General features: G+C 70.0%; 21 protein-coding genes and 1 tRNA gene. 6 read left to right on the forward strand and 16 right to left on the reverse strand.

Features of this window, described 5'->3' with window-relative positions; all coding sequences use genetic code 11:
* Positions 1–3: 3 nt before the first annotated feature.
* The 11 genes from hemH to VF329_07225 all read right to left on the reverse strand — a co-directional run bounded on the left by hemH (position 4) and on the right by VF329_07225 (position 11,500).
* Complete coding sequence (gene hemH / locus VF329_07175; GenBank protein HEX7080778.1) at positions 4–1,086, reverse strand: ferrochelatase; 1,083 nt, start codon at positions 1,084–1,086, stop codon at positions 4–6.
* Positions 1,083–1,838 (reverse strand): chlorite dismutase family protein, encoded by a 756-nt coding sequence (locus VF329_07180; protein HEX7080779.1) that lies wholly within the window; start codon positions 1,836–1,838, stop codon positions 1,083–1,085. The genes hemH and VF329_07180 overlap by 4 nt, the downstream gene beginning before the upstream one ends.
* Positions 1,839–1,900: 62 nt before the next feature.
* Positions 1,901–2,926: a uroporphyrinogen decarboxylase gene (gene hemE / locus VF329_07185; GenBank protein HEX7080780.1), complete on the reverse strand. Its 1,026-nt coding sequence runs from the start codon at positions 2,924–2,926 to the stop codon at positions 1,901–1,903.
* Positions 2,927–2,973: 47 nt separating this feature from the next.
* The gene (locus tag VF329_07190; GenBank protein HEX7080781.1) at positions 2,974–3,711 is read right to left on the reverse strand and encodes a response regulator transcription factor; all 738 of its coding nucleotides are present in this window, start codon (positions 3,709–3,711) and stop codon (positions 2,974–2,976) included.
* On the reverse strand, positions 3,708–4,793 hold the full coding sequence (locus tag VF329_07195; GenBank protein ID HEX7080782.1) for a HAMP domain-containing sensor histidine kinase: 1,086 nt from the start codon (positions 4,791–4,793) through the stop codon (positions 3,708–3,710). Before VF329_07195 ends, VF329_07190 begins: the two co-directional genes overlap by 4 nt.
* The gene (locus tag VF329_07200; protein ID HEX7080783.1) at positions 4,790–6,127 is read right to left on the reverse strand and encodes a glutamate-1-semialdehyde 2,1-aminomutase; all 1,338 of its coding nucleotides are present in this window, start codon (positions 6,125–6,127) and stop codon (positions 4,790–4,792) included. The genes VF329_07195 and VF329_07200 overlap by 4 nt, the downstream gene beginning before the upstream one ends.
* Positions 6,124–7,125, reverse strand: coding sequence for a porphobilinogen synthase (gene hemB, locus VF329_07205; protein HEX7080784.1), 1,002 nt, complete (start codon positions 7,123–7,125; stop codon positions 6,124–6,126). Before hemB ends, VF329_07200 begins: the two co-directional genes overlap by 4 nt.
* The gene (locus VF329_07210; protein ID HEX7080785.1) at positions 7,122–7,934 is read right to left on the reverse strand and encodes a uroporphyrinogen-III synthase; all 813 of its coding nucleotides are present in this window, start codon (positions 7,932–7,934) and stop codon (positions 7,122–7,124) included. Before VF329_07210 ends, hemB begins: the two co-directional genes overlap by 4 nt.
* Positions 7,931–8,923 carry a hydroxymethylbilane synthase gene (locus VF329_07215; GenBank protein ID HEX7080786.1) on the reverse strand — a complete coding sequence of 331 codons (993 nt, stop codon included), beginning with the start codon at positions 8,921–8,923 and terminating at the stop codon, positions 7,931–7,933. The genes VF329_07210 and VF329_07215 overlap by 4 nt, the downstream gene beginning before the upstream one ends.
* Complete coding sequence (locus VF329_07220; GenBank protein ID HEX7080787.1) at positions 8,920–10,299, reverse strand: hypothetical protein; 1,380 nt, start codon at positions 10,297–10,299, stop codon at positions 8,920–8,922. The genes VF329_07215 and VF329_07220 overlap by 4 nt, the downstream gene beginning before the upstream one ends.
* 148 nt (positions 10,300–10,447) lie before the next feature.
* On the reverse strand, positions 10,448–11,500 hold the full coding sequence (locus VF329_07225) for a phosphotransferase (protein HEX7080788.1): 1,053 nt from the start codon (positions 11,498–11,500) through the stop codon (positions 10,448–10,450).
* A 202-nt stretch (positions 11,501–11,702) separates the two neighbouring features.
* On the opposite strand from VF329_07225, the gene VF329_07230 reads away from it, so the two are divergent.
* Positions 11,703–12,263, forward strand: coding sequence for a DUF6491 family protein (locus VF329_07230; GenBank protein HEX7080789.1), 561 nt, complete (start codon positions 11,703–11,705; stop codon positions 12,261–12,263).
* A 19-nt stretch (positions 12,264–12,282) separates the two neighbouring features.
* Here VF329_07230 and VF329_07235 read toward each other — a convergent pair whose 3' ends face one another.
* Complete coding sequence (locus tag VF329_07235; GenBank protein ID HEX7080790.1) at positions 12,283–12,930, reverse strand: hypothetical protein; 648 nt, start codon at positions 12,928–12,930, stop codon at positions 12,283–12,285.
* A gap of 83 nt (positions 12,931–13,013) precedes the next feature.
* Here VF329_07235 and VF329_07240 point away from each other — a divergent pair, with 83 nt between their 5' ends.
* Positions 13,014–13,268, forward strand: a complete 255-nt coding sequence (locus VF329_07240) for a hypothetical protein (GenBank protein HEX7080791.1) — start codon at positions 13,014–13,016, stop codon at positions 13,266–13,268.
* Between the two features lie 56 nt (positions 13,269–13,324).
* Here VF329_07240 and VF329_07245 read toward each other — a convergent pair whose 3' ends face one another.
* Positions 13,325–13,924 (reverse strand): YceI family protein, encoded by a 600-nt coding sequence (locus VF329_07245; GenBank protein HEX7080792.1) that lies wholly within the window; start codon positions 13,922–13,924, stop codon positions 13,325–13,327.
* Positions 13,925–14,216: 292 nt separating this feature from the next.
* Here VF329_07245 and VF329_07250 point away from each other — a divergent pair.
* The 4 genes from VF329_07250 (at position 14,217) to VF329_07265 (ending at position 17,240) form a co-directional block, all read left to right on the forward strand.
* Positions 14,217–14,293, forward strand: a tRNA-Arg gene (locus VF329_07250).
* Between the two features lie 273 nt (positions 14,294–14,566).
* Positions 14,567–15,892 carry an MFS transporter gene (locus VF329_07255; GenBank protein ID HEX7080793.1) on the forward strand — a complete coding sequence of 442 codons (1,326 nt, stop codon included), beginning with the start codon at positions 14,567–14,569 and terminating at the stop codon, positions 15,890–15,892.
* 178 nt (positions 15,893–16,070) lie between these two features.
* On the forward strand, positions 16,071–16,493 hold the full coding sequence (locus tag VF329_07260; protein ID HEX7080794.1) for a serine hydrolase domain-containing protein: 423 nt from the start codon (positions 16,071–16,073) through the stop codon (positions 16,491–16,493).
* Positions 16,494–16,784: 291 nt separating this feature from the next.
* Positions 16,785–17,240, forward strand: coding sequence for a hypothetical protein (locus tag VF329_07265; GenBank protein HEX7080795.1), 456 nt, complete (start codon positions 16,785–16,787; stop codon positions 17,238–17,240).
* A gap of 316 nt (positions 17,241–17,556) precedes the next feature.
* Here the strand turns inward: VF329_07265 and VF329_07270 are convergent, their stop codons facing one another.
* From VF329_07270 to VF329_07280, 3 genes are all read right to left on the reverse strand, one after another.
* Positions 17,557–18,237 carry a Fe2+-dependent dioxygenase gene (locus tag VF329_07270; GenBank protein HEX7080796.1) on the reverse strand — a complete coding sequence of 227 codons (681 nt, stop codon included), beginning with the start codon at positions 18,235–18,237 and terminating at the stop codon, positions 17,557–17,559.
* Between the two features lie 76 nt (positions 18,238–18,313).
* Complete coding sequence (locus VF329_07275; GenBank protein ID HEX7080797.1) at positions 18,314–20,536, reverse strand: TonB-dependent receptor; 2,223 nt, start codon at positions 20,534–20,536, stop codon at positions 18,314–18,316.
* Between the two features lie 106 nt (positions 20,537–20,642).
* Positions 20,643–21,782: a PepSY-associated TM helix domain-containing protein gene (locus VF329_07280; GenBank protein ID HEX7080798.1), complete on the reverse strand. Its 1,140-nt coding sequence runs from the start codon at positions 21,780–21,782 to the stop codon at positions 20,643–20,645.
* Between the last annotated feature and the right edge of the window lie 111 nt (positions 21,783–21,893).

A 21,893-nucleotide genomic window follows, 5' to 3' on the forward strand; every position in this document is an offset into this window, starting at 1 on the left:
GGGTCATCCGGCCGGGGCTTCGCCGACGGTCGGCGGCGGGGCGCCCGGGCGCCCGCTGAGGCAACAGTCGGGCGGGCAGAAGTCGGGCGCCGGACCGAGCGATCCGAGCGCGCGGCGCGCCGGCCGCGCGGTCATGCGCTCGCAGATCAGGTCCCGCACCATCGACACGTAGGCCGGATGCGTGCCGACGGTGGCGGCGCGGATCATCTCGAGGCCGTGCGCGCGCGCAATCGCGGCCGCCTCGTGGTCGAGATCGAGCACGACCTCGAGGTGATCGCAGACGAAACCGATCGGCTCGACGACGACGTGCTCGAAGCCTTCCTTCGCGAGCTCGATCAGCGCTTCCCCGATGTCCGGCCCGAGCCACGGCTCGCCGCCGTAGCGCGCGTTGTTGCTCTGAAAGACGAGGCGCCAGCGCTGGTGCTCGAGCGCGTCGCCGACGAGCCGGCACGCTTCGTTGAGCTGCGCTTCGTACGGCGAGCGCCGGGCCATCGCAAGCGGCAGGCTGTGCGCCGTGAAGAGCACGGGCGTGCCGTCGCGCCGCTCGGCCGGGAGGCGCTGCAACGCTTCCGCGACCCGATCGGCGACGGCCTCGATGAAGCCCGGGTGGTTGTAGCCGCTGCGCAGCCGATCGACGATCGGCGGCCTCTCCACGGAATGGGCCGCCTGATACAGGTTCTCGCGATACTTGCGGCAGCCGCTGTAGGAGCTGAACGTGCTGGTGACGTACGCGATCGCTCGCTTCACGCCGTCGCGCTGCATGTCCGCGAACGCTTCCTCGAGCAGCGGATGCCAGTTGCGGTTGCCCCAGTAGATCGGGAGCGCCGGGCCGTGCGCGTCGAGCTCGCTGCGCAGCGCGGCGATGAACGCGCGCGTCTCCGCATTGATCGGGCTCACGCCGCCGAAGCGCGCGTAGCGCTCGGCGATCTTGGCCCTCGTCGCCGGTCCGACCTCTATGCCGCGGAAGACGTTATCGAGAAACGGCATCACGTCGTCCGGCCCTTCCGGGCCGCCGAACGAGACGACGAGCAGCGCGTCGTACTCGCGCGCGGCGTCGTCGTAAAGCCGTTCGCTCGCCGGGATCATTCCGTTTGCGGACTCTGCCAGGCGACGCGGCCGACGAAGAACGGTCCGAGGCTCTCGAGGTATTGCGCCGTCTGCTCGGTCTTGCGCATCTCCTGCACGACGGCCGACAGCGGGTGAAGCGTGGGGCCGACGAGACCGACGATGAAGTCGTTGTCGTTGCGGTCGAGGCCGTGACAGGCGAGACGGATGTCGTTCGCAAGCCCGGCCGTGCCGAACCGGCGCGCGAGCGTGCCGTGCTCGCCGAGGATCTGCCGCTGGCGCTCCGGCGGCAGCAGCTGGAAGCTCTTCGCGCGGCGCAGCGGATACCAGACCGCCCACCGGTGCATCGGATCGAGCAGCTTGCGGCGCGGACGGTGGAGGAGGGTGTCCTCGAGGTCGCTCTCGTATCCGATCGAGTAGCTGCGGCCGAGCATGTCGAGCTCGGGCTTGTGCTCCAGCGCGTCGAAAGGCGGCGCGTTGAAGAGCTCGCGAAGGGTCGTCACGAAATAGTCCGGGTCCTCGCTCGACGCCATCAGCCCGATGCCTTGCGGATCGTTTGCATCGAGATAGAGCGCGCCGACGACGCCGGCGCGCGCCGCGGCCGCGGCGGCCTCGTCGGGGCGCGGGCAACGGCCGAACGCCGTGAACTTCATGAAGAGCCGCCGATCGAGCGAGATCACCTCGCCGGCGCGCCGCCCCTTCTCGCTCAAGTCGAGCGGCGGCGGCTCGGCGATCGCCGTTTGCGCATCCTTGTCGGGAGTGGAAGTGGCCATCGTTCCTCCGAGTCTTCGAAAAAAGGTGTCAGACACCTTTTCGTGGAACCTCGAAAAAGGTGTCAGACACCTTTTCCGGTCTCGCCGTGCACGGCCTCGATCAGCGCCGCGACGCTCTCGAGCGGCGTCGAAGGCAGGATGCCGTGGCCGAGATTGACGACGTGCCCCAGCCGATCGACGGCGCCGAGGAGCCGCGCGGCGGCGGCCCGGGTGGGATCGGGCCCCGCCACGAGCACCGCCGGATCGATGTTGCCCTGCACGCTTCGGCCGGGGTAGCGGGCGCGCAGCTCGCCGAGATCGATGCGCCAGTCGACGGCGAGGACCTCGGCGGGGAGCCGTGCGTAGGCGTCGACCAGATGCGGCGCGTTCTGCACGAACAGAATACGCGGAACGCCGGCGGCGCCTATCGCACCGAGCAGCGACTCGAGATGCGGGCGGATCAGCCGGCTCCAGTCGTCGAGCGACAGCACGCCGGCCCACGAGTCGAAGATTTGCACGGCATCCGCGCCCGCGGACGCCTGCCGAACGACGTAGTCCGCCATCAGGCTCGAGAGCCTCCCGAGCAGCCGATCGAGCAGGTCCGGCCGCGCGGCGGCGAAAGCGCGCAGCGTCGGGAAATCCTTCGCGCCGCGGCCTTCGACGAGATACGCGGCGAGCGTCCACGGCGCGCCGCAGAATCCGAGCAGCGCGACGTGCTCGGGCAGCTCGGCGCGCACGAGCTCGAGCGTGCGCACGACCTCCGGCGCGATCTCCTCCGGCGCCGGGTCGCGGAGCCGCTCGAGCCCGCGCTCGTCGCGGATCGGCTCGGCGACGATCGGACCCGGATCGAAGTCGAATTCGACCCCGAGCGCCGGCAGCGGGCTCATGATGTCGGCGAACACGATCGCCGCGTCGAGCGGGAAGCGCCGGAGCGGCATCAGCGTGACCTCGGCCGCGAGCTCCGGCGACGCGGCCATCTCCTTGAACTCGTGCCGCGCCCGCAGGGCCCGATACTCCGGCAGGTAGCGCCCGGCCTGCCGCATGATCCACAGCGGCCGCCGCGGCGTCGGCTCGCCGCGAACCGCCCTCGAAAAAATGGTGTCTGACACCTTTTTCGGCGAAAAGGTGTCTGACACCATCTTTTTGCCGTCCCGTTTCATTCGGTCGGCGTCTCCGGCTCGAACGTGAAGCGGTAGCCGACGCCGCGCACGGTGTGAAAGTGCGCGGGCTCCTCGGGGTTGCGCTCGAAGCGCTTGCGCAGCCGTACGATGAAGTTGTCGATCGTGCGCGTCGACGGAAACACCTCGTAGCCCCAAACGCGATCGAGAATGTCCTCGCGCGTGACGATCGCACCCGCGTGCTCGGAGAGCACCTTGAGGATCATCGCTTCCTTGTGCGTCAGCGAGTGCTCCGTCCCGTCCCATGCACGCGCGTGATACGTCTCGAAGTCGATGCGGTTTCCGCCGAACTCGAGCGTCGCCTCCGTCTCGGCATACCAGCGGCTGCGCTTCAGGATCGCGGCGACGCGCAGCAGCAGCTCCTTCAGGTGGAACGGCTTCGGCAGGTAGTCGTCGCCGCCGGCCTCGAGCCCGCGGATCCGGTCCTCCGGATCCCCTTTGACCGTGAGGAACATCACCGGGGTCCGCGACCCTTCGCGCCGAATCGCCTCGCAGACCTCGAGGCCGTTCATCTTCGGCATCATGACGTCGAGCAGGACGAGGTCGAAGTGCTCGCGGCGAATTTTCTCGAGACCTTCGACACCGTCGTGCGCGACGTCGGCCGAGTAGCCCTCGGCCTCGAGATTCTCGCGGATGCCGTCGGCGATGTGCGCCTCGTCGTCGACGACGAGGATGCGCGCGCGCGCCGCGCCGCGCATGTCCGCGTCGCCGCTCATCGGATGTCGCTCGCCGGCCACGTGACGGTGACCGTTGCGCCGCGCCCGGGCCCCGCGCTCGACGCACGCACCTCGGCGCCGGACAGATCGACGAGCCGCTTCACGATGTACAGCCCGAGCCCGGTGCCGGCCGTCGAGCGTCGCAGCTCGTCGCCGAGACGATGAAACTTCTCGAAGATCATCGCCGCGTCCTCGGGCGGAAACCCGATGCCGTCGTCGGCGACGCAGAGCTCGGCGCGGCTCCCGACGCGCTTCGCCCGCACGACGATCGAGCGGCCGCCGCCGGCCGCGCAGGCCTTGATCGAATTGTCGAGCAGGTTGCGCAGGATCGTGTCGAGCGCGGCGCGGTCGGCCGAAAGCTCGAGGCTCGAGTCCACGTCCGCCGTGATCTCGATGCCGCTCGCTGCCGCGCGCTCGGCCACCTCGGCGATCGCGCCGTCGACCGCGCGCGCGATGCGCACCGTCTCGCGCGTGAGCGCATGGCGGCCTTCCTCGAGCCGGGCCGTGTCGAGCAGGTTGTCGACCATTCGAAGGAGGCGCTCCCCGTCCTCGAGGATGCGCCGGCCGAGCCGCTGCGTGTCCGGCTCCTTCGAGCGCATGACGAGGGTCTCCGCCGCGAGCCGCACGCTCGCGAGCGGACTCTTGAACTCGTGCGACACGGCCGCGAGAAAATTCTGCTGGCGCTGCCGCAGCGCGCGGTCGTGCCGGATCGCGCGCGTGAGCACGCCCATCCCGCCGATCAAGACGACGAGGAAGAACGCGCCTTCCCACGTGTAGCGGTTGCTGCGCCGCGCCGTCTCCTCCCGGAGCTCCGCGAGCGCCGCGGGCTTCACCCGGGCGCCGCCGTCGTCGACGTCGAGGTGCGGCATCGCGCTCGGTAAATCCTCGGGCGTTCGGCCGCTCAGGAAATCGGTCACGATCGCGGCGTCGGCGCGATACAGCGCTCCGATGCGCTGCTCGACGGCGTTCGCGTAACCGATGTGATCGGTGACCCAGTACGCGACCTGCACGACCGAGACGACGAGCAGCGCGAGAAAGCCGATCAGGAGGGCCTTGCTCGGATCGCGGCGCAGCGCGGTCATGTCGTGCTCCGCTCGGGCTCGACGGCGCGCAGGGATTCGGCGAGCGCCTCCGCGAGCCGATCGACGTCGCGGCGCTCATGCGCGAGCGACAGGAAGCCGATCTCGAAAGCCGAGGGCGCGAGCGCGACGCCTCGGGCAAGCAGCGCGTGAAAGACCCGCGCGTAAAGCGAGCCGGTCCGCGGGTCGAGCGCCTCCGCCGACCGGGGCGGCGTCGCGGCATACCACGCGAGCCAGAACATCGACCCGAGCCGGACGAGCACGCACGGGACCGGCGCCGCCGCGAGCACGGGCGCGACGCGCTCCTCGAGGTAGGCGCCGAGCGCGTCGAGGCGCCGCCATCCGTCCTCCTCGCGCATCGTGCGCAGCGTCGCGAGGCCGGCGGTCATCGCGATCGGATTACCGGAAAGCGTGCCGGCCTGGTAGACGCCGCCTTCCGGCGAGAGCAAGCGCATCAGCTCGCGCCGTCCCCCGAAAGCGCCGACCGGCATCCCGCCGCCGATGACCTTGCCGAACGTCGCGAGATCGGGCGTGAGACCGTAGTGCTCGGCCGCACCGCCGGGGCCGAGGCGAAAGCCGCTGATGACCTCGTCGAAGATCAGCAGCGCGCCGCTCGCGTCGCAGTGCCGACGCAGCGCCTCGAGGAACTCGCGGCGCTGGAGCAGCAGGCCGTTGTTCGCCGGGACCGGCTCGATCACGACGGCCGCAATGCGGTTGCCTTCGGCCGTGAAGAGCGCGCCGAGCGCGTCCGTGTCGTCGAGCGGCAGGACGCGGGTCAGCGCGGCGAAAGCATTCGGCACGCCGGCCGACGAAGGCTGCCCGAGCGTGACGAGCCCCGAGCCCGCGGCCACGAGCAGGTGATCCGCGTGGCCGTGGTAGCAGCCCGAGAATTTCACGATCAGGTCGCGGCCCGTGGCAGCCCGCGCGAGCCGCACGGCGCTCATCACGGCCTCCGTGCCGGACGAGACGAAACGGACCTGCTCGAGGCCGGGGTACGCGACGACCACTTCTTCGGCGAGCTCGATCTCCGGGCGGCACGGCGCGCCGTACGACGTGCCCCGCCGCACGGCCGCGTCGATCGCCGTGACGACCTTCGGGTGCGCGTGCCCGAGGATCAGCGGCCCCCACGAGCCGACGAAGTCGAGATACTCGCGGCCGTCGACGTCGACGATCGTCGTGCCGTGCGCCTCGCGCACGACGAGCGGCGTGCCGCCGACGGCGCCGAACGCCCGCACCGGCGAATCCACGCCGCCCGGCGTGACGCGCTTCGCCCGGTCGAACCACGCGGCCGACTCCGGACCGCCGCCGATCGCCGTGCCCCCGGACTCCCCGCTCACAGCCATCCTCCGCGAAGCGCGTCGCGCGCGTGATAAGTGATGATCAGGTCGGCGCCCGCGCGGCGGATCGCGATCAGGTTCTCGCGCACGACGGCGGGCTCGTCGAGCCAGCCGTTCGCCGCGGCGGCCTTCACGGCCGAGTATTCGCCGGAGACATTGTAGGCGGCGAGCGGCAGGTCCGATATCTCGCGGACCGCCCGGATCACGTCGAGATACGGGAGCGCGGGCTTCACCATCAGCAGGTCCGCGCCCTCCTGCGTGTCGAGATCGGCTTCGCGCAGCGCCTCGCGCACGTTGCGGCAATCCATCTGGTAGCTCTTGCGGTCGCCGTGCTCCGGCGCGGAATCCGCCGCCTCGCGAAACGGTCCGTAATAGGCCGACGCGTACTTCACCGCGTACGACATCACGACGACGTCGTCGAACCCGGATGCGTCGAGCGCGTCGCGAATCGCCGCGACGCGCCCGTCCATCATGTCCGAAGGCGCGACGACGTCGGCGCCGGCGCGGGCGTGGCTCAACGCCGCGTCGACGAGCGGCTTCAGCGACGCGTCGTTGACGACGCGGCCGTTCTCGAGCATTCCGCAATGCCCGTGGCTCGTGTACGCGCAGAGGCAGACGTCGGTCATCACGATCAGCGCGTCGCCGTGCTCGCGCTTGAGCCGCTCGACCGCGCGCTGCACGGCGCCGTTCGCCGCGGCGGCCGCGCGCCCGTCCGGGGTCTTTCCACCCGATTCCAGGTGGCCGAAGAGGAGCACGGCGCGGATCCCGAGCTCGAGGTCGGCCGCGACCTGCGCGCACAGGTTCTCGATGCCGTGCTGCGGAATGCCGGGCATCGATCCGATCGGGACTTCGGCCCGGTCGGCGGGCAGCACGAAGTGCGGCATGACGAGCTCGGCCGCGGTGACGCGGGTCTCCGCGACGAGATCGCGCAGCGCCGGGGTGCGGCGCAGTCGCCGGGGCCGGATGCGCTCCGGCAGCGTGATCGGCACGTCCTTCATTCGATCGCCTCCAGCAAACCTTCGAGGCTCGGCTCGCGCGCCTCGGCCGCGACGGCGAGGCCGCGCGCGCGCGCCGCTTCCGAGGTCGACGGCCCGATCGCGACGAGCCGCGCGCTGCCGTCGACCTCGACCTGATTCACGAAGCCTTCGACCGCCGACGGGCTCGCGAGAAACACCGCATCGACCCGGAAAGCCGCGAGCGGCCGCCGCGGCTCGCGCGGCGGCACCGGCACCGTGCGGTACACGTCGAACCTGCGGCACTCGGCCCCCGCCGACCGCAGCTCCCGCTCGATCACGTCGCCCGCATTCGCAGCGAGCGCCAGCACGACCCGCGGTGCACCACGTGAGCTCGGTGCCGGACAGGCATCGTGCGGCGCATGACGCGCAGTCGGTGCAGTAGAAGCATCGTTCCGTGCGGGACTCGCCGCAGGCCCGAACAACGCGTCCTGCAGCTCCGGCACCAGCGCCTTCGCGGTTCCGCGGCCGACGAGGTCGGCGCGGCCGAGAAGGCGGCGTGCCGCCTCGGCCGTGGCCGGGCCCACGACCGCGATTCTCGCGCCCGCGGCCCTGTCCGGCACGAGCCGCGCGAAGCACTCGACGCCGCGGCGCGACGTGAAGACCAGCCAGTCGGCGCGGGACGACGCGTCGCGCAGCACCGCGGCGAGCGCCGGCGACTCGAGCGGCTCGGCCGCGATGCAGGGCAGCACGACCGCCGCGTGGCCGCGCCGTTGGAGCGCCTCGGCCCACGCGGCCGAATCCTCCTCGGCGCGGGTCAGCAGGATACGGTGTGTCCGGCTCGCCGCGCTCATTCCTCGGCCTCGATCCGCCGCCAAAGCTCAGCGCCGACCGCTTCGGGCGTCTCGCCCGCCGCGTCGACCGTCACGATGCGTCCGGCCCGTTCGAGCATCGCGGTCAGCGCAAATCCGTCTTCCGCCGCGACGCAGTACGCGCCGAACGCCGTGTTGCATCCGCCCTCGGCCCGCGCGAGCGCATCGCGCTCGATCGTCACGGCCGCCCGCGTCGAGGGATCGTCGATCGACGCGAGCAGCGCGCGCACCGGCGCGTCGTCCGCCCGGCACTGCACGGCGAGCGCCCCTTGCGCCGGTGCCGGCACGAAGCGGCGCGGGTCGAGCCTCACCGCGACGATGTCCGGCAACCACTCGTCGAGCGCCTCGCCCAGACGCGCGATGCCGGCCGCCGCGAGCACGATCGCGTCGTAGTCGCCGGCGCGAAGCTTGCGGATGCGCGTCGGCACGTTGCCGCGGAGCGGCAGCGCCGCGACGTCCGGCCGAAAGTGCCGCAGCCATGCCGCGCGCCGGACCGACGACGTGCCGACCCGGGCACCGCGGCACAGCGCGAGCCCGACATCGGCCGTCTCGCGCGGCGCCGCCCCGGCCGACTCCGGCGCCCCGGCCGACGCCCGCGCCGCGGCAGCGCTCGAGCCTTCGTCCCGCCGGGACGGCAGCAGGCACGCGTCCGCGCGCACGAGCAGCACGTCCGCCGCATCCGCGCGCAGCGGAATCGCCCCGATCGCGAGTCCTTGCGGCGACGCCGTCGGCAGGTCCTTGAACGAATGGACCGCAAGGTCGACGCGCCCGTCGAGCAGCGCCTCCTCGATTTCCCGGACGAACACGCCCTGCGCCCCGATCGATCCGAACGACGGTGCCTGCGAGCGGTCACCGGCGGTTCGGATCGGGACGATCTCGACGGTATGCCCGGCCGCGCGCAGCCGATCGGCCACAGTGCCGGACTGCATCAGCGCGAGCTCCGAGCCGCGCGTGCCGAGCGCGAGCTTCACCGCTTCGTCTCCGCAACCGACGCGGCCGCGGTCTCGTCCCCGCCGGCCGGCCCCTGCCGGCCGGCCCCGGCAGCGCGCCCGAGCGCCGCGCGAAGCTCGTCGGCGAACTCGGCGTCGAGGCCGCTCAGGAACGCCTCGATCGAGCCGTCCGGCCCCCGATGGAGCAGTCCCTTCAGCCCGAGGCACGGGATGTGCGCGAACCGGCGCGCGAGCGCCTCGGTCCACGCCTCGATCGCCGCGCGCTCCGCGTCGCCGAGCCCCTTCAGCTCCTTCTTCAGCAGGCGCTGGACGCCTTCTTGCGCCGTGCGCCGGTAGCGCTGCTGCAGCGTGCCGAACAGCGGGCCGTAGTAGCGCTCGGCGAAGCGGTCCCGCAGCTCCGCGAGCGCGCGGTCGACGTACTCCCGTGCCTGCGCGGCCTCCATCAGCCGTGCCGCCCGGTTCGCCTCGGCGCGGCGCACGATCTCGTCCAGGCCGACCCTCGGGATGCCGAGCTTCGCGCAGGCCGCGGGATCGGCGTCCGGCGGGATCGCCATGTCGACGATCAGCGGCGGCCGGCCGGACTCGGCGGCCGCGTGGAGTCTCGCGAGCGCCGGCTCGGTCAGCACCGCGTGGCGCGCGCCCGTCGCGCACAGCACGGCTTCGACCGGAGGCGGCGCGTCAATGAACGACGCGAGCGAGAGATGCCGCGCGCCGAAGCGGGCCGCGAGCGCTTCGGCCTTCGACGCGGTCCGGTTCACGACGAGCAGCCCCGCCGGCGACGACGCGAGCGCGCGGCCGGCGCGCTCGGTCATCGGCGAGACGCCGACCAGCGCGACGTTTCCGCCGGTTTTCGCGAGCCGCTCGCGAATCAGGTCCACTGCGATCTCGGCAAGCGACACCCGGCCCTCGCCGACCCGCGTCTCGCCGCGTACGCGCGCGGCGATCTTCAGCGCCTCGTCGAAAACGAGCGCGAGCGCGGGGCCCGCGAGCCCCAAACGCTCGGCCTGCTCGTAGCAGGCGCGCACCTGGCCGACGATCTCCGTCTCGCCGACACACGCCGAGTCGAGCCCGGCCGCAATCAGGAACAGATGCTCCGCCGCGCCTTCGCCCTGCCATGCGCGCAAGCGGCGCTCGGCCTCGCCGGACGCGGGTGCCCGGCCCGTCAGCATCTCGAACGCGGCGCGCCGCAGGTCCGGCTCGGGCGTGTCCTCGGTCCGCGCGAAGATCAGCTCCACGCGATTGCAAGTGGCGAGATAGGCGAGCTCGGCGAGCGCGAACTTGCGCGCGAACTCGCGTAGCCGCTCCGGGGCGCGGTCCTCGGCGAGCGCGAATTCGGCGAGCGCGTCCGTGCCGCCCTGGCGCCACGAGACGCCGATCATCGAAAGCCGATCCAGCAACTGCTCCTCCCGGAGCTGCGAGACGCGCGTAGGGATAGCACAGCGCCCGCCGCATTTGTGTCACAGGAATGTCATCGTCGGCGCGCACGGCGGCGCGACTCGGTTAAGGGCCTCGGCGCCGCCGGCACTGAATGTCGCGCGGCGCGGCTCAGCCGCGGAATGCGTCGGCGACGATCGCGCGCAGCGCATCCATCGATGCGCCGATCGAGTCGGCGAGCGCGAGCTGGCCGGCCGCGCGCGCGAGATTGTGCGCGCTGCGGCTCGCGTACCGATTCGGGTCCCACGCGAAATACCGATCGGCGAGCGCGTCGGCGCAAAAGCGCGCGGCGAGCTCGACCGTGATCGTCAGCGTCGCGTCGGGAATCGCGATCCATTCGCGCTCGCCGAGCCAGCCTCGGGCCGATTCCGCATAGCCCGTCATCGCGGCCTCGAACGACGGGAGCGACAGCCGTGCGTCCGGGGAGTCCTCGAGGCCCGGGTTGCACCACGATCGCATCGCGTCGCCGAGCTCGATCGCGACGGGCATCCGCGCGAGCGTGTCGAGGTCGATCAGGCAGACCGCGCGGCCGGTCGCCTCGTCGAACACGATGTTCGAGATCTTCGGGTCGCCGTGCACGACCCGATCCGGCGCGGCGGGCTGCGTCGCGAGCCGGTCGGCGTGAGCGAAGATGCGCGCGGCGAGACGCTCGGCTTCCTCGATCGCGGGATGGCGCGAATGCTCGGCGAGCGCACGCCGCAGCGCGGCGAGCTGCGCGGGGGTGTCGTGCACGCCGAGGCGAGCGTTCCGGAGCGGGCGGTCGAAGTCGGCGACGGCGCGATGGAAGGCCGCGAGCACGCGCCCCGCCTCGCGCGCCTGATCCGGCGCCGCGAGCGCGTCATGGGTCACGCCGGGCACGGCGGTCAGCACGCGCCAGACGGCGCCCGCGTGCTCGAGCCACAAGCGTCCGTTGAGAGTCGGCACGAGGCGCGGCGTCGCAAGCCCGCGGGCGGCGAGGTGGCGGGTGAGCGCGTCGATGTCCTCGTTCACGGCCGGGGGGAAGATCGGATTGACCCGCTGGAGCACGCGCGGCTCCCCGCCGGCGGAGACGACATGCCACGTGCGGTTGATCAGTCCCGACTCGGCCGGCCGAGCGCCGCCGGGGACGAGGCCGAAGGCCTCGAGGACGGCCGGGTCGGGCAGGTTGGAAGCTTCTCGCGTCACGGGCGGATCATACGCCGTAAGCCGCCCGGCCCTCCGCCCCCCGCGGGAATCAACGGTTCGCCGCCTGGTCTATAGTGGACGCTGCGGCAGTCTCCGTGGCGGTGGTTGCGGAGTAATCGGGCCCGGCTCACGCTGCCGAGCCGTGCAGCCGCATCTCGGGTGTTCGCCACGGGCGGCCGCTGGGGCGCCGGGAGGAATGTTCATGCACGCACCGCTTTTTCTTGCGCCTTTCGCCGGCGCAGTGCTCGTTCTGGCCGCGGTCCCGGTCGGCGCGCAGGACGATGATGAGGAAGAATTGGTCGACCGGGCTCCGGAGCGGTGCATTTCGTTGAACCGTGTCGACGAGACCGAGGTCATCGACGACCGCACGCTGATCTTTCTGATGCGCGACGGCGGGATCTACCTGAACCACCTCTCGCGCGAGTGCCCCGGCCTGAAGCGCGAGGAGCGCTTCATGTACAGCCCGACCAGCAATCGACTCTGCGATATCGACACCATCACCGTGCTGGAGCAGTGGGCCTTCGGGCTGACGCGCGGCTTCACGTGCCAGCTCGGTCAGTTCCACCCGATCTCCGAGGCCGACCTCGCCGAGCTTCGCGCCGTCGAGGAAGCCGGCGAAGGCGAGGGCGGATTCGAGGTCGTGCCGGTGGATCCGGAGACGCTCGAGGACGACGGAGGGGACTCCGATGCGGGCGGAGCCGCCGAGCCCGAGAGCGGCCGCGACGACGAGGCGGGGGCCGCCGGCGACACGGACGAGGAATAAAGACGAGCGTCCGTATTCCCTACGCCGCGGCGCGCTGCATCGCGCCGAGCAGCCGCGCGTAAAGACCCTTTTCGACGGCCAGGAACGCGTCCGTGCGTGCGTCGCTCAGCTCGCCCGCCGTCTCGAGCCGGCGCGCGACGTCGACCAGATGGTTTTGCTCCTCGCCGATCACGCGCTTCAGCGTGGGCGCGCCGCCCGCGCGGGCGAGCGTCTGCTGATACAGCCGGTAGAACCACAGCGCGCGGAACTCGACGACCATCGACATATATAAGTAGGTGGCGCGCACGCTGCGCTGCCGGGCGAGCGTACGGACCATCGCCGCTTCGAGGCGCTGGAAGTACATCCGTGCGGCGGCCGGCGCGAGCAAGTCCCGATCCACGTACTCGAGGGGGGCGCCTGCCGCTCTCTCGGCCTGCCGCTTCATGAAATAGGCGTGATAGGCCTCCTCGGCGACGTGCCGCAGCGTCGCTTGGTCGATGAGCGCGGAGTGCTGCGTGGCCATGATCTTGTGGCTGCCGAGGTGCTCGAGCATCGACAGCGTGTTCGCGAGCCGCGCGTGCAGCGCCGTGTCCGGCACGACGCGCGCGAGCAGCGAGCCGGTGGCGACCGCGAGCGCGTCGTTGTCGTTCCGGAACCGGTCGAGCGCGATGTCGAGCCAGGATTTCACGGGAACATTGTACGGAAGAGCCCGCGGCGCGGCGCCCGCCGCTTGAATTCTCGGCGCCGCATGCGCATTGTCCCGGCATGCCGATGGACGAGATGCACGACGGCGAAGCCGAGGTCAGGCGCCGCTTCGACGAAGCCGTGGAAGCCTTCGATCGGGGCGCCTGCGTCGAGGAAGCGACCGCGGAGCTGACGCTCGCGCTGTGCGACTTGCTGCCCGAAGGCGACGTGAAGAACGTCGTGCGGGCGGCCCTGCTGCATCTCGCCGCCGACCCGCCGCGAGGCAACCGCGAGGCCGCCGTACGCAGGGCGCATGCGGCGCTGCACACGGGCGGCGAATGAAAAATGCCCCGTGCGGCTCGCGCCGCACGGGGCACGGGTGGCTCTCGTTTCGAGCGCTACTCGGGCTTCGCCAGCGCTTCGACCTGGATGCGCAGGGTGACTCCCATGTCGAAGCCGAAGTTCTGACCGAAGTTGATGCCGAAGTCGGCGCGGTTGATCTGCGCTTCGGCGTCCGCGCCGCAGACCTCACGCCCCTGCTGAGGATGCTGCTGGCACTTGAAGCTGTTCAGCGTGAGCCTCACGGGCTGGGTCACGCCGTGCAGCGTCAACATGCCGTCCACGGCCGTGGGGGCGCCGTTCTGCCAGTCGACCAGCTCGCCCGTATAGGTCGCCGTGGGGAACTCGGCCACGTTGAACATGTCGGCCGTCTTCGCGTGCTCGTTCAGCCGATCGTGACCGAAGTCGATCGTCGTCATGTCCATCGTGACCTCGACCGTTCCGGTTTGCGCTTCCTTGTCCATCGTGACCGCTCCGGACGAGGACCTGATCAGGCCCCGCCATTTCGAAAGACCGCCCATATGGTCGGCCTCGAAGGTCGGATGCGTGTGGTTCGGATCGATCTCGTACTCGACGGGGGCCGCGAGCGCGACACCGGCGAAGGCGGCGCAGCTGATCCCGGCGATAAAGATCGGCCTCGAGACGTTCGCACGTTTCATCTTCAATGCTCTCCGTGTTGTGAATATTGTTTCGGCTTGGCGCAGAACCCCCCGCCGAGCGGCAGGCTCGCGCCGGCTCGCGATGTGACGGGACCCGCGCGCTCCCCTGTGTTCAAAACATCGTCTGCGCAGGCGCGCCCCTATCCTACGACATCTGGCGGTCGAAAGGGGCTTCCGCGGGGCGGAAGCCGACCGGGCACTCGCACGCGCCCGCGGGGCTCGTTGTGCGGCCGCGCCGGTTCATGGACAATCCCGACTTCCCGGCGGGCTCGCCCGGCGGGCGACCGGCACCGCGCCCGTAGCTCAGTTGGATAGAGTACCTGGCTTCGAACCAGGTGGTCGGGAGTTCGAGTCTCTCCGGGCGCGCCACCTTACCATTGCCGTCCGGCCGATGCCTCATGCGGGTCTACCCCGCCGTCCGGGAGGACCGCCTTCCGGAATGCCGCCGTTCGGCGGGAATGTTCCAGGGCCAGTTTCAGCCCGTTCTCGATCCGCCACCGGCCTGCACGCCTGCGGACGCCGTCCGGGCCGGGGCGGACGTGGGCGGGACGGCGCAAAAGATGCTACCCTCGGCGGTCGAGCCAACTTGGGGGGCCTGGGGCAGTGAATACGGATCCGCGCGAAACCATCCTGAATTCGCCGATGAGCGTCATGCAGATCGTCGCCGTGGCGATCACGATCGGCCTGAACGCCCTCGACGGGTTCGACGTCATGTCGATCAGCTTTGCCTCGCCGGGGATCGCCGAGGAGTGGGGCATGGACCGGGCCGAGCTCGGCATCGTGCTGTCGATGGAGCTGATCGGCATGGCGTTCGGCTCGATCCTGCTCGGCGGCGTGGCGGATGCCCTCGGCAGGCGGCGGACCGTGCTCGGCTGCCTGTTGGTCATGGCCGTCGGCATGTTCATGGTCACGACGGTCGAAGGGCTCGTGTCGCTGTCGATCTGGCGCATCATCACCGGGCTCGGCATCGGCGGCATGCTCGCGGCGATCAACGCGGTCGCGGCGGAGTTCTCCAACAAGAAGCGCAAGCACCTGAACGTCTCCCTGATGGCGATCGGCTATCCGATCGGCGCCGTCGTCGGCGGCCTGTTCGTCGTGCCGCTCCTTGCGAACTACAACTGGCGCTCGGTGTTCTACTTCGGCACGACGCTCACGGCGATTTTCATTCCGCTCGTCTATTTCTTCGTGCCCGAGTCGGTTCATTGGCTCGCGCGCAAGCAGCCGGCGGGCGCGCTGGAGCGCATCAACGGCACGCTGGCCCGGATGGGCCATGCCGCGATCTCCGCGCTCCCGAGCGTTTCGGAGACGGCGCGCAAGCGCTCGGCAACGGATCTGTTCACGCCGGCGCTGATCGCGATCACGCTGATCGTAACCGCATCCTATTTCTTCCACATCACGACGTTCTACTTCATCATCAAGTGGGTGCCGAAGATCGTCGCCGACATGGGCTTCACGGCCGCGGCGGCGGCCGGCGTCCTGACGTGGGTGAATGCGGGCGGCGCCACCGGCGGGGCGGTCTTCGGGCTGCTGACGCTGCGCTTCGGCTTGAAGCCGCTGACGATCGCCGTGCTCGTGCTCTCCACGGTCATGGTCGTCATCTTCGGGCGGACGCCCGAGGATCTCGTCCGGTTGTCGATGATCTGCTTTGCCGCCGGGTTCTGCACGAACGCCGGCATCGTCGGGCTCTATGCCATCTTCGCGCATGCGTTCCCGACGCATGTGCGCGCGTCGGGCACCGGTGTCGCGATCGGCATCGGCCGCGGCGGCGCGGTCCTTGCCCCGATCATCTCCGGCTTCCTCTTCGACGGCGGGATCCCGCTCCACACCGTGGCCCTGATCATGGGCCTCGGCTCGCTGTGCGCGGCCGGCCTGCTCGCGTTCCTGAAGCTCAGGCCCGACGAGCCCGCGGAGGAGCACGAGGAACAAGAGGAGCGCGCCGAGCTGAAAGCGTCGCCGGCCGCGTCGTAAGACCAAACTCGCCGGCGGCGTCATAAGACCGAACGGGCTCGGCCGGCACGGCCGAGCCCGCATCCGCAGTGAGAACCGGCGCCATGAGCTCGGGGTCGCGTGGACCGAGCAGAGCGGCCGCTCGCCGCTCGAGTTCCAACCGGGAACGCGCTGGGCCTACAGCGCGGCAGGGAAGCTCGTGCCGCGCGAGGATCCGGACTCGATGTCCGGCGAGCGGTATTTCTCGGCGGCGGGAGGATTGATGACGACGGCCGAGGACTACGCCCGTTTCGCGATGATGCTCGCGAACGGCGGCGAGCTGAACGGCCGTCGCATCCTGAGCCCGCGAAGCGTCGAGATGATGCGCTCCGTCTTCGTTCCGGACACGCTGCCCGGCCGCCAGCCGGGCGAGGGCTACGGGCTCGGCGTGCGCGTCGTGACCGATCCCGCGAAGCGCGGCACCTGGCTATCCGAGGGAAGTTTCGGGTGGAGCGGCTTTTACGGCACGCATTTCTGGGTCGACCCGCAGAAGGACCTCGTTGCGATCATCCTCGCGCAGACCTCGGTTCGCTCGATGCTCGACGACTTCGAGACCGCAGTCATGCAGGCCGTTGTAGAGTAAGGCGAAAACAGCCCGATCGGTCGCGCGGCGCCGGGCGCCTCGCTCCTCCGGAGAAGGTAGGTAAGCGTGCCTCGGTGTTCCTGCCTATATTCATGCGCGTCCCACTTTAGCAACATGCGCAAAGGTTCCGTTTCTGGTTCCTGACCGACCGCTGCATTCAGGTTTTCCCGGGCACCTACAACACGCCGGGCCGGGAGTGTTCTCGGATCGGCCAATAGCAGATCCTGGAGAGCGGGTAGAACGCATTCATCCGCGTTGACAGATCCAAAGACTCGTCTACGATAGGTCCGAATGGCGACACAACTCAGAAAGAAGTCAAGGACGAAAAAGAAGCGGCTCGACGCGGAGATTCACCGCGAGTTCGATGCCGAGGGCGTCCGGCGTGCGATGCTCGCCGCGCTCGAGTGCATCTACGAAAGCTTCCCACACATCACGCTCGCGCAGTACCTCGTGGCGCTCGAGATCCTGGTCGCCGAAGCGGACGGGCACCCGCACACGTTGGTGTCGCTCGTGAAAAAGCTGAACATGCCGTTCTCGACCGCCTCTCGCGTGGTCTGGTCGTTGACGGCCGAAGGCGGCAATGTCGGCATCGTCAAGTACGAGCCGCACCCCACCGACCGCCGGATGAAGTACCTCGTGATCGATCCGAACGGTCTCACGAGCGACGTCCCGCGTGCTTTGAACCGCGCGATGATCGAGTACTACGGCGACTCGGTTCACAAGCTGAAGCGCGCCGCGCCTCACTGATCCCGCCGCGCGGAACGGCGCGCAGAGAAGCGCCCATAAAGGCGCGTAAAAGAAGCGTCGATAAAGAAGAGCCGGGGAACGAACCGGCTTGCGGACGATTCGACCCCGGCTCAGGCGGTTCCGGGGACGAGCCCCGGGCGATTTCGTTGTTGGTTGTTGGCGCTCTTCAGGCCTGCGCGCCTCACTGCATCGGCGCGCAGCGCACCTCCGTAGACGGCACGATCGGCGCTCGACCGACCGGCGCGCGGAGAGTAGCACGCGGGCCGCGCGCCGATGAAAGTGTCGCCATTCCTCTACGGTTTCGCGATCGCCGCCTTCACGGCGACGCCCATTGCCGCAGCAGGTTGTGATAGACGCCGGTCAGCGCGACGATCCCCTCGTCGTCGCCGACTCGCTGCCGCAAACGGACGATCGCGAGATCGAGGTCGAAGAGCAGCGTGCGCCGGGCATCGTCGCGCACGAGGCTCTGCACCCAGAAGAAGGATGCGATGCGCGCGCCGCGCGTCACGGGCAGCACGCGGTGCAGGCTCGTGGCGGGATAGAGAACCAGGTGGCCGGCCGGCAGCTTGACCGAACGCGGCCCGTACGTGTCGTCGATGACGAGCTCACCCCCTTCGTACTCGTCGGGCGCGCTCAAAAACAGCGTCGCGGAAAGATCCGTGCGAATGCGGTGCGGCGTACCGGGCACGGGGCGGATCGCGTTGTCCACGTGCGTGCCGAACGCCTCGCCTCCTTCGTAGCGGTTGAAAAGCGGCGGGAACACGCGCGCGGGCAGCGCGGCGGATGCGAACAGCGAGCTCGCGTCGAGCGCGTCGAGGATCATGCGCCCGGCGCGCGCCGCGGCCGGGGAATCCGCCGGCACTTGCCGGTTGCGCTTCACGCGGGTCGACTGGAACCCGGCCGTCACGGCGCCGTCCACCCATTCCGCAGCATCGAGGATGCGCCGGCATTCGGCGATCTGGCCGTCCGTCAGCACGTCCGGAATGTGTAGCAGCATCGGCGGTCCCCCGGCGTTCCGCGGCGCATCAAGTCTCGATGTTTGCGGGGACGCCGCTCACGACTCGGACAGGCTTCTATAGCTCGTAATCGAAGGAGAGGATGGCGAGCCGGCCCGGGCCGATCGCCGCGTAATGCGACCGGTACGGACGCGTGAAGTAGGTCTCGTCCGTCGCGTTCTGCACGTTGAGGCGCAGCTGCATCCGCGGTGCGACACGCCAGGACACCATCGCGTCGTACGTCACGTACGAAGGCACCCAGACGGTGTTCTCGGGATCGCCGAAGCGCATGTCGACGTAGGTCGCGCCGGCCCCGATCGTGAGCGACGGCAGGACGTCGTAGGTCGTCCAAAGGCTTGCGCTGTTCTCGGGCGTATTCGGGAAGGCGTTGCCTTCGTTCGCATCGATCGGGCCGTCGTCGACGATCTCGCCGTCGAGCCGCGTATAGCTCGCCATTAGCTGCCACGCCTCGCTCAGCTGCCCGACGACGCCGATCTCGAATCCCTCGATCCGTTGCTCGCCGATGGTCAGCTGCGGCGCGCCGCGGCCCGGTTCGATCGGCACTCGAGCGTTGCTCTTGTCCGTGCGGAAGACGGCCGAGGCCAGCGACAGCCGCCCGTCGAGCAGCGCCCACTTCGTGCCGATCTCGTATGTGCGGCTGCGCTCCGGCTCGAGATCCGCGTTGCCTTCCGACAGGTTCTCGGTGCCGTCGCCGAGCGTGTTCCCCGAAGGGCTCGACGACGTGCCGGTGGAGACGTACAGGCTGCCCGCCGGCGCGGGCTTGTACACGAGCCCGGCCTGGTAGTTCCAGAAATCGGCGTCGTTGCGCAGCGTGGTCGAGACGCCGGCCTCCGTCTGCGTTTGCCGCGTCGAGTAGTCGTCGTAGCGCAGCCCCAGGTTCAGCGACCAGCGGTCGTCGAAGCGAACGGTGTCGAACGCGTACGCGGAGCGGGTGTCGGTTTCCGCCACGGTGATCCGGTCCGACGGGGTAATGGTCCCGAACCAGGGATCGGACGGGTCGGGGTCGAGAAGCGTCGTGCAGCTGTAGCGGGACGGCGCGCCGACGGCGCCCGGAAAGCTGCACGAGGAGGCGAGGTCCTCGTTTGCGCGGCCTTCGAACAGCGTCTCGACCTCGTAGCCCTGGTTGCGCATCCGCTCGTTGCCGACCTCGAGCCCGAACGCGAAGGAGTGGGCCGTGCCGCCGAGCTGCGCCTCGCCGGTGACGTCCGTCAGGTTGGCCCGCGTCGTGGTCTCCGAGTTGCGGCTCTTCGCGTTGCGGAGCACGAAGCCGTGCGGGACGTTGCCGCGGCCGTCGTCGGGGTTCGTGACGATGTAGGCGTTGCCGGACTCTCCGTACCGCGTCGTGTTCCGGAGCGTCAGGCCGCCGGGGAACGCGTGCTCGACCGCCACGGTCCCGATGTCGGCGCTCGTCTTCTGGAAGTCGCGGTTCAGCAAGCCGTAGAAGGTGTCGCGGTCGACGTCGACCGGCTCGCCGGCCGGCTCCGTGTTGTCGGCGTTGCGGCCGTACGGGATGCTGTAATCCGGCATGTCGTCGGTGCGGAACCGGTAGTAGCCCACGTCGATGCGCGTCGGCTTGCCGAGGCCGAAGGCGAGCGACGGCGCGATGCCTTGATGGGAGATGAAGACGCCGTCGCGGCCCGGAACGTCCGCGTCGTGATCGAGCAGGTTGAGGCGCAACGCCGCGCTATCCCCGAAACGGTAGTTCGCGTCGAGCGCCGCGCGGAGATAGGCGTCGGAGCCCGCACCGACGTTCGCTCTCAGGAAGCTCTCGTCGCGCGGCTTCTTCGTCACGAGGTTCACCGTGCCGCCGGCGGCGCCCCGCCCGGCGTACGCCGACGCGGGCCCCTTGACCACCTCGACCTGCTCGAGGGCGAAGATGTCGCGCGTCTGGGAGCCCGCGTCCCGAACGCCGTCGACGAACACGTCCGCGCCGGCGTCGAAGCCGCGGATGCGCAGATTGTCCGCGGCCGGCTGACCACCTTCGCCGGCGTTGAACGTGATTCCCGGCACGTTCTTCAGCGCCTCGACGAGGGAGGTCGCCGCACGTTCCTCGAGCAGCTCGCTCGTCACGATCGTCACCGACTTCGGCGTATCGAGCAGTGGCGCCGTGAACTTGTCGGACGAGGCCTCGGCCGGCAGCGTGCGTCCTTGAACGACGATCTCGTCGCCGGCGCGCGGCTGTGCCTGCGCCGAGGCGGACGCGAGCGCGAGGCCGATGGCACCTGCCAGGGTCCCGGGCACCGTGGCCTGCCGGGACCGGATCCGAGCGGACTTCGACATGCGGAAAACCTCCCTATTCTTCGTATGCGCCGTAAATGCGAATGATACGCATTCTCTGAGCGATTGCAAATGAGAGGCGTTCGCGTTTGTCGGCGGCCCCGCGCTTTCATCCCTGGCGAAGCAACGGCCGGATCAGGCGGCGGTAGGCGAGCGCGAGGCCGGTCCAGACCATCACGAGGCTCGTCAGCGAGACGAGGCCCGCGATCGTCTGCCCGACGAGGCCGAGCGCCTCGCCGGTGTGCAGGTAGCGGATCAGCGTGCGGGCGCGCCGTCCGGGGGATTCCGCCGAGAACGGGCGCCACTCGAGGACCTCGCCGCTTCGGGCATCGAGCACGAGCGTATGCCGATGCTGCGGCTGCCCGCCGTTGCCTCGGTCGATCGTGAGCGCGACCTGCGTCGCCGCGGCATCCGGCAACGGGATCGTGATGCGATTCCAGGCTTCCGAATGCGCGGCGGCGAGCGCGAGCAGGGCGTCGAGCGAAAGGGGCGGGGCGAACGCCGCCGGCTCGGCTCGCGCCGTCTCGGTACGTGCAGGCGGCGGGCCGCCGCGGCCTCGCGCGGGCGGCTCCTCTCCGAAGCTCCGATAGACCAGGTCGTTGGCCCATCCGTAAGAGAAGACGACGGCGGTCGCGACGACCACGGCCAGCGGAATCGCCGACCAGATCCCGAACACGTGATGCCAGTTGAAATCGCGCGCCTTGCCGCTCTCGGCGCGCGGGTTGAACAGCAGCCGCGTCTTGAACGCAGCCCAGCGGTACACCCGCGGCAGCCACAAATACATACCGCTGAGGATCAGGAACAGGAACATCAAATTGCTCGCGCCGGTGATCGCGCGCGGAATCGCGCGGCCGTCGCCCTCCGCATTGAACCAGCGGTGCCAGCCGGTCACGGCGTCGAAGAACGCGCGCAAACCTTCGGCGCCTTCGCCGAGCACCTCGCCGGTGTACCGATCGACGTAAAGCGAGCGTGACCGTCCGGCGCTGACGGCGACTGGGGCGGCGGGATCGCGCGGGACCGTCACCGACGTCGGGCGGAACTGCGGCGCCTGCTGCTCGACCGCCGCAACCAGCGCGTCGATCGAGCGCGCTTCCCGCCCTGCCGGCTCGCGGTGCATCGACCGTTCCGCCCAGGCGACCACTTGCCGCTCGTAAGTCAGCAGCACACCCGTCGCGGACATCATCAGGATGACGATGCCGGCGGTGACGCCGCAGGCGAGATGGATCCAGAACACCGTCTTTCGAATCACGATCGACCTCTTTCGCAGCCTGAGCACGCCGTCGAGCTTATTGCAACATTCTCTCATTTGCCAACGCTTCTCATTCGCGCTAGCGGCGACGGCCCCGGGCGCAGACCCGAT

This window comes from Gammaproteobacteria bacterium, from assembly GCA_036381015.1.
Taxonomy (GTDB): Bacteria; Pseudomonadota; Gammaproteobacteria; order Steroidobacterales; family Rariloculaceae; genus ZC4RG20.

Excerpts from the sequence above, each read along its gene's own strand:
- VF329_07195 (HEX7080782.1), bottom strand. The coding sequence starts at position 4,793 with ATGACCGCGCTGCGCCGCGATCCGAGCAAGGCCCTCCTGATCGGCTTT.
- VF329_07275 (HEX7080797.1), bottom strand. The coding sequence starts at position 20,536 with ATGTCGAAGTCCGCTCGGATCCGGTCCCGGCAGGCCACGGTGCCCGGG.
- VF329_07240 (HEX7080791.1), top strand. The coding sequence starts at position 13,014 with ATGGACGAGATGCACGACGGCGAAGCCGAGGTCAGGCGCCGCTTCGAC.
- VF329_07265 (HEX7080795.1), top strand. The coding sequence starts at position 16,785 with ATGGCGACACAACTCAGAAAGAAGTCAAGGACGAAAAAGAAGCGGCTC.
- VF329_07270 (HEX7080796.1), bottom strand. The coding sequence starts at position 18,237 with ATGCTGCTACACATTCCGGACGTGCTGACGGACGGCCAGATCGCCGAA.
- VF329_07180 (HEX7080779.1), bottom strand. The coding sequence starts at position 1,838 with ATGGCCACTTCCACTCCCGACAAGGATGCGCAAACGGCGATCGCCGAG.
- hemH (HEX7080778.1), bottom strand. The coding sequence starts at position 1,086 with ATGATCCCGGCGAGCGAACGGCTTTACGACGACGCCGCGCGCGAGTAC.
- VF329_07230 (HEX7080789.1), top strand. The coding sequence starts at position 11,703 with ATGCACGCACCGCTTTTTCTTGCGCCTTTCGCCGGCGCAGTGCTCGTT.
- VF329_07255 (HEX7080793.1), top strand. The coding sequence starts at position 14,567 with ATGAGCGTCATGCAGATCGTCGCCGTGGCGATCACGATCGGCCTGAAC.
- VF329_07190 (HEX7080781.1), bottom strand. The coding sequence starts at position 3,711 with ATGAGCGGCGACGCGGACATGCGCGGCGCGGCGCGCGCGCGCATCCTC.
- VF329_07210 (HEX7080785.1), bottom strand. The coding sequence starts at position 7,934 with ATGAGCGCGGCGAGCCGGACACACCGTATCCTGCTGACCCGCGCCGAG.
- hemB (HEX7080784.1), bottom strand. The coding sequence starts at position 7,125 with ATGAAGGACGTGCCGATCACGCTGCCGGAGCGCATCCGGCCCCGGCGA.
- VF329_07245 (HEX7080792.1), bottom strand. The coding sequence starts at position 13,924 with ATGAAACGTGCGAACGTCTCGAGGCCGATCTTTATCGCCGGGATCAGC.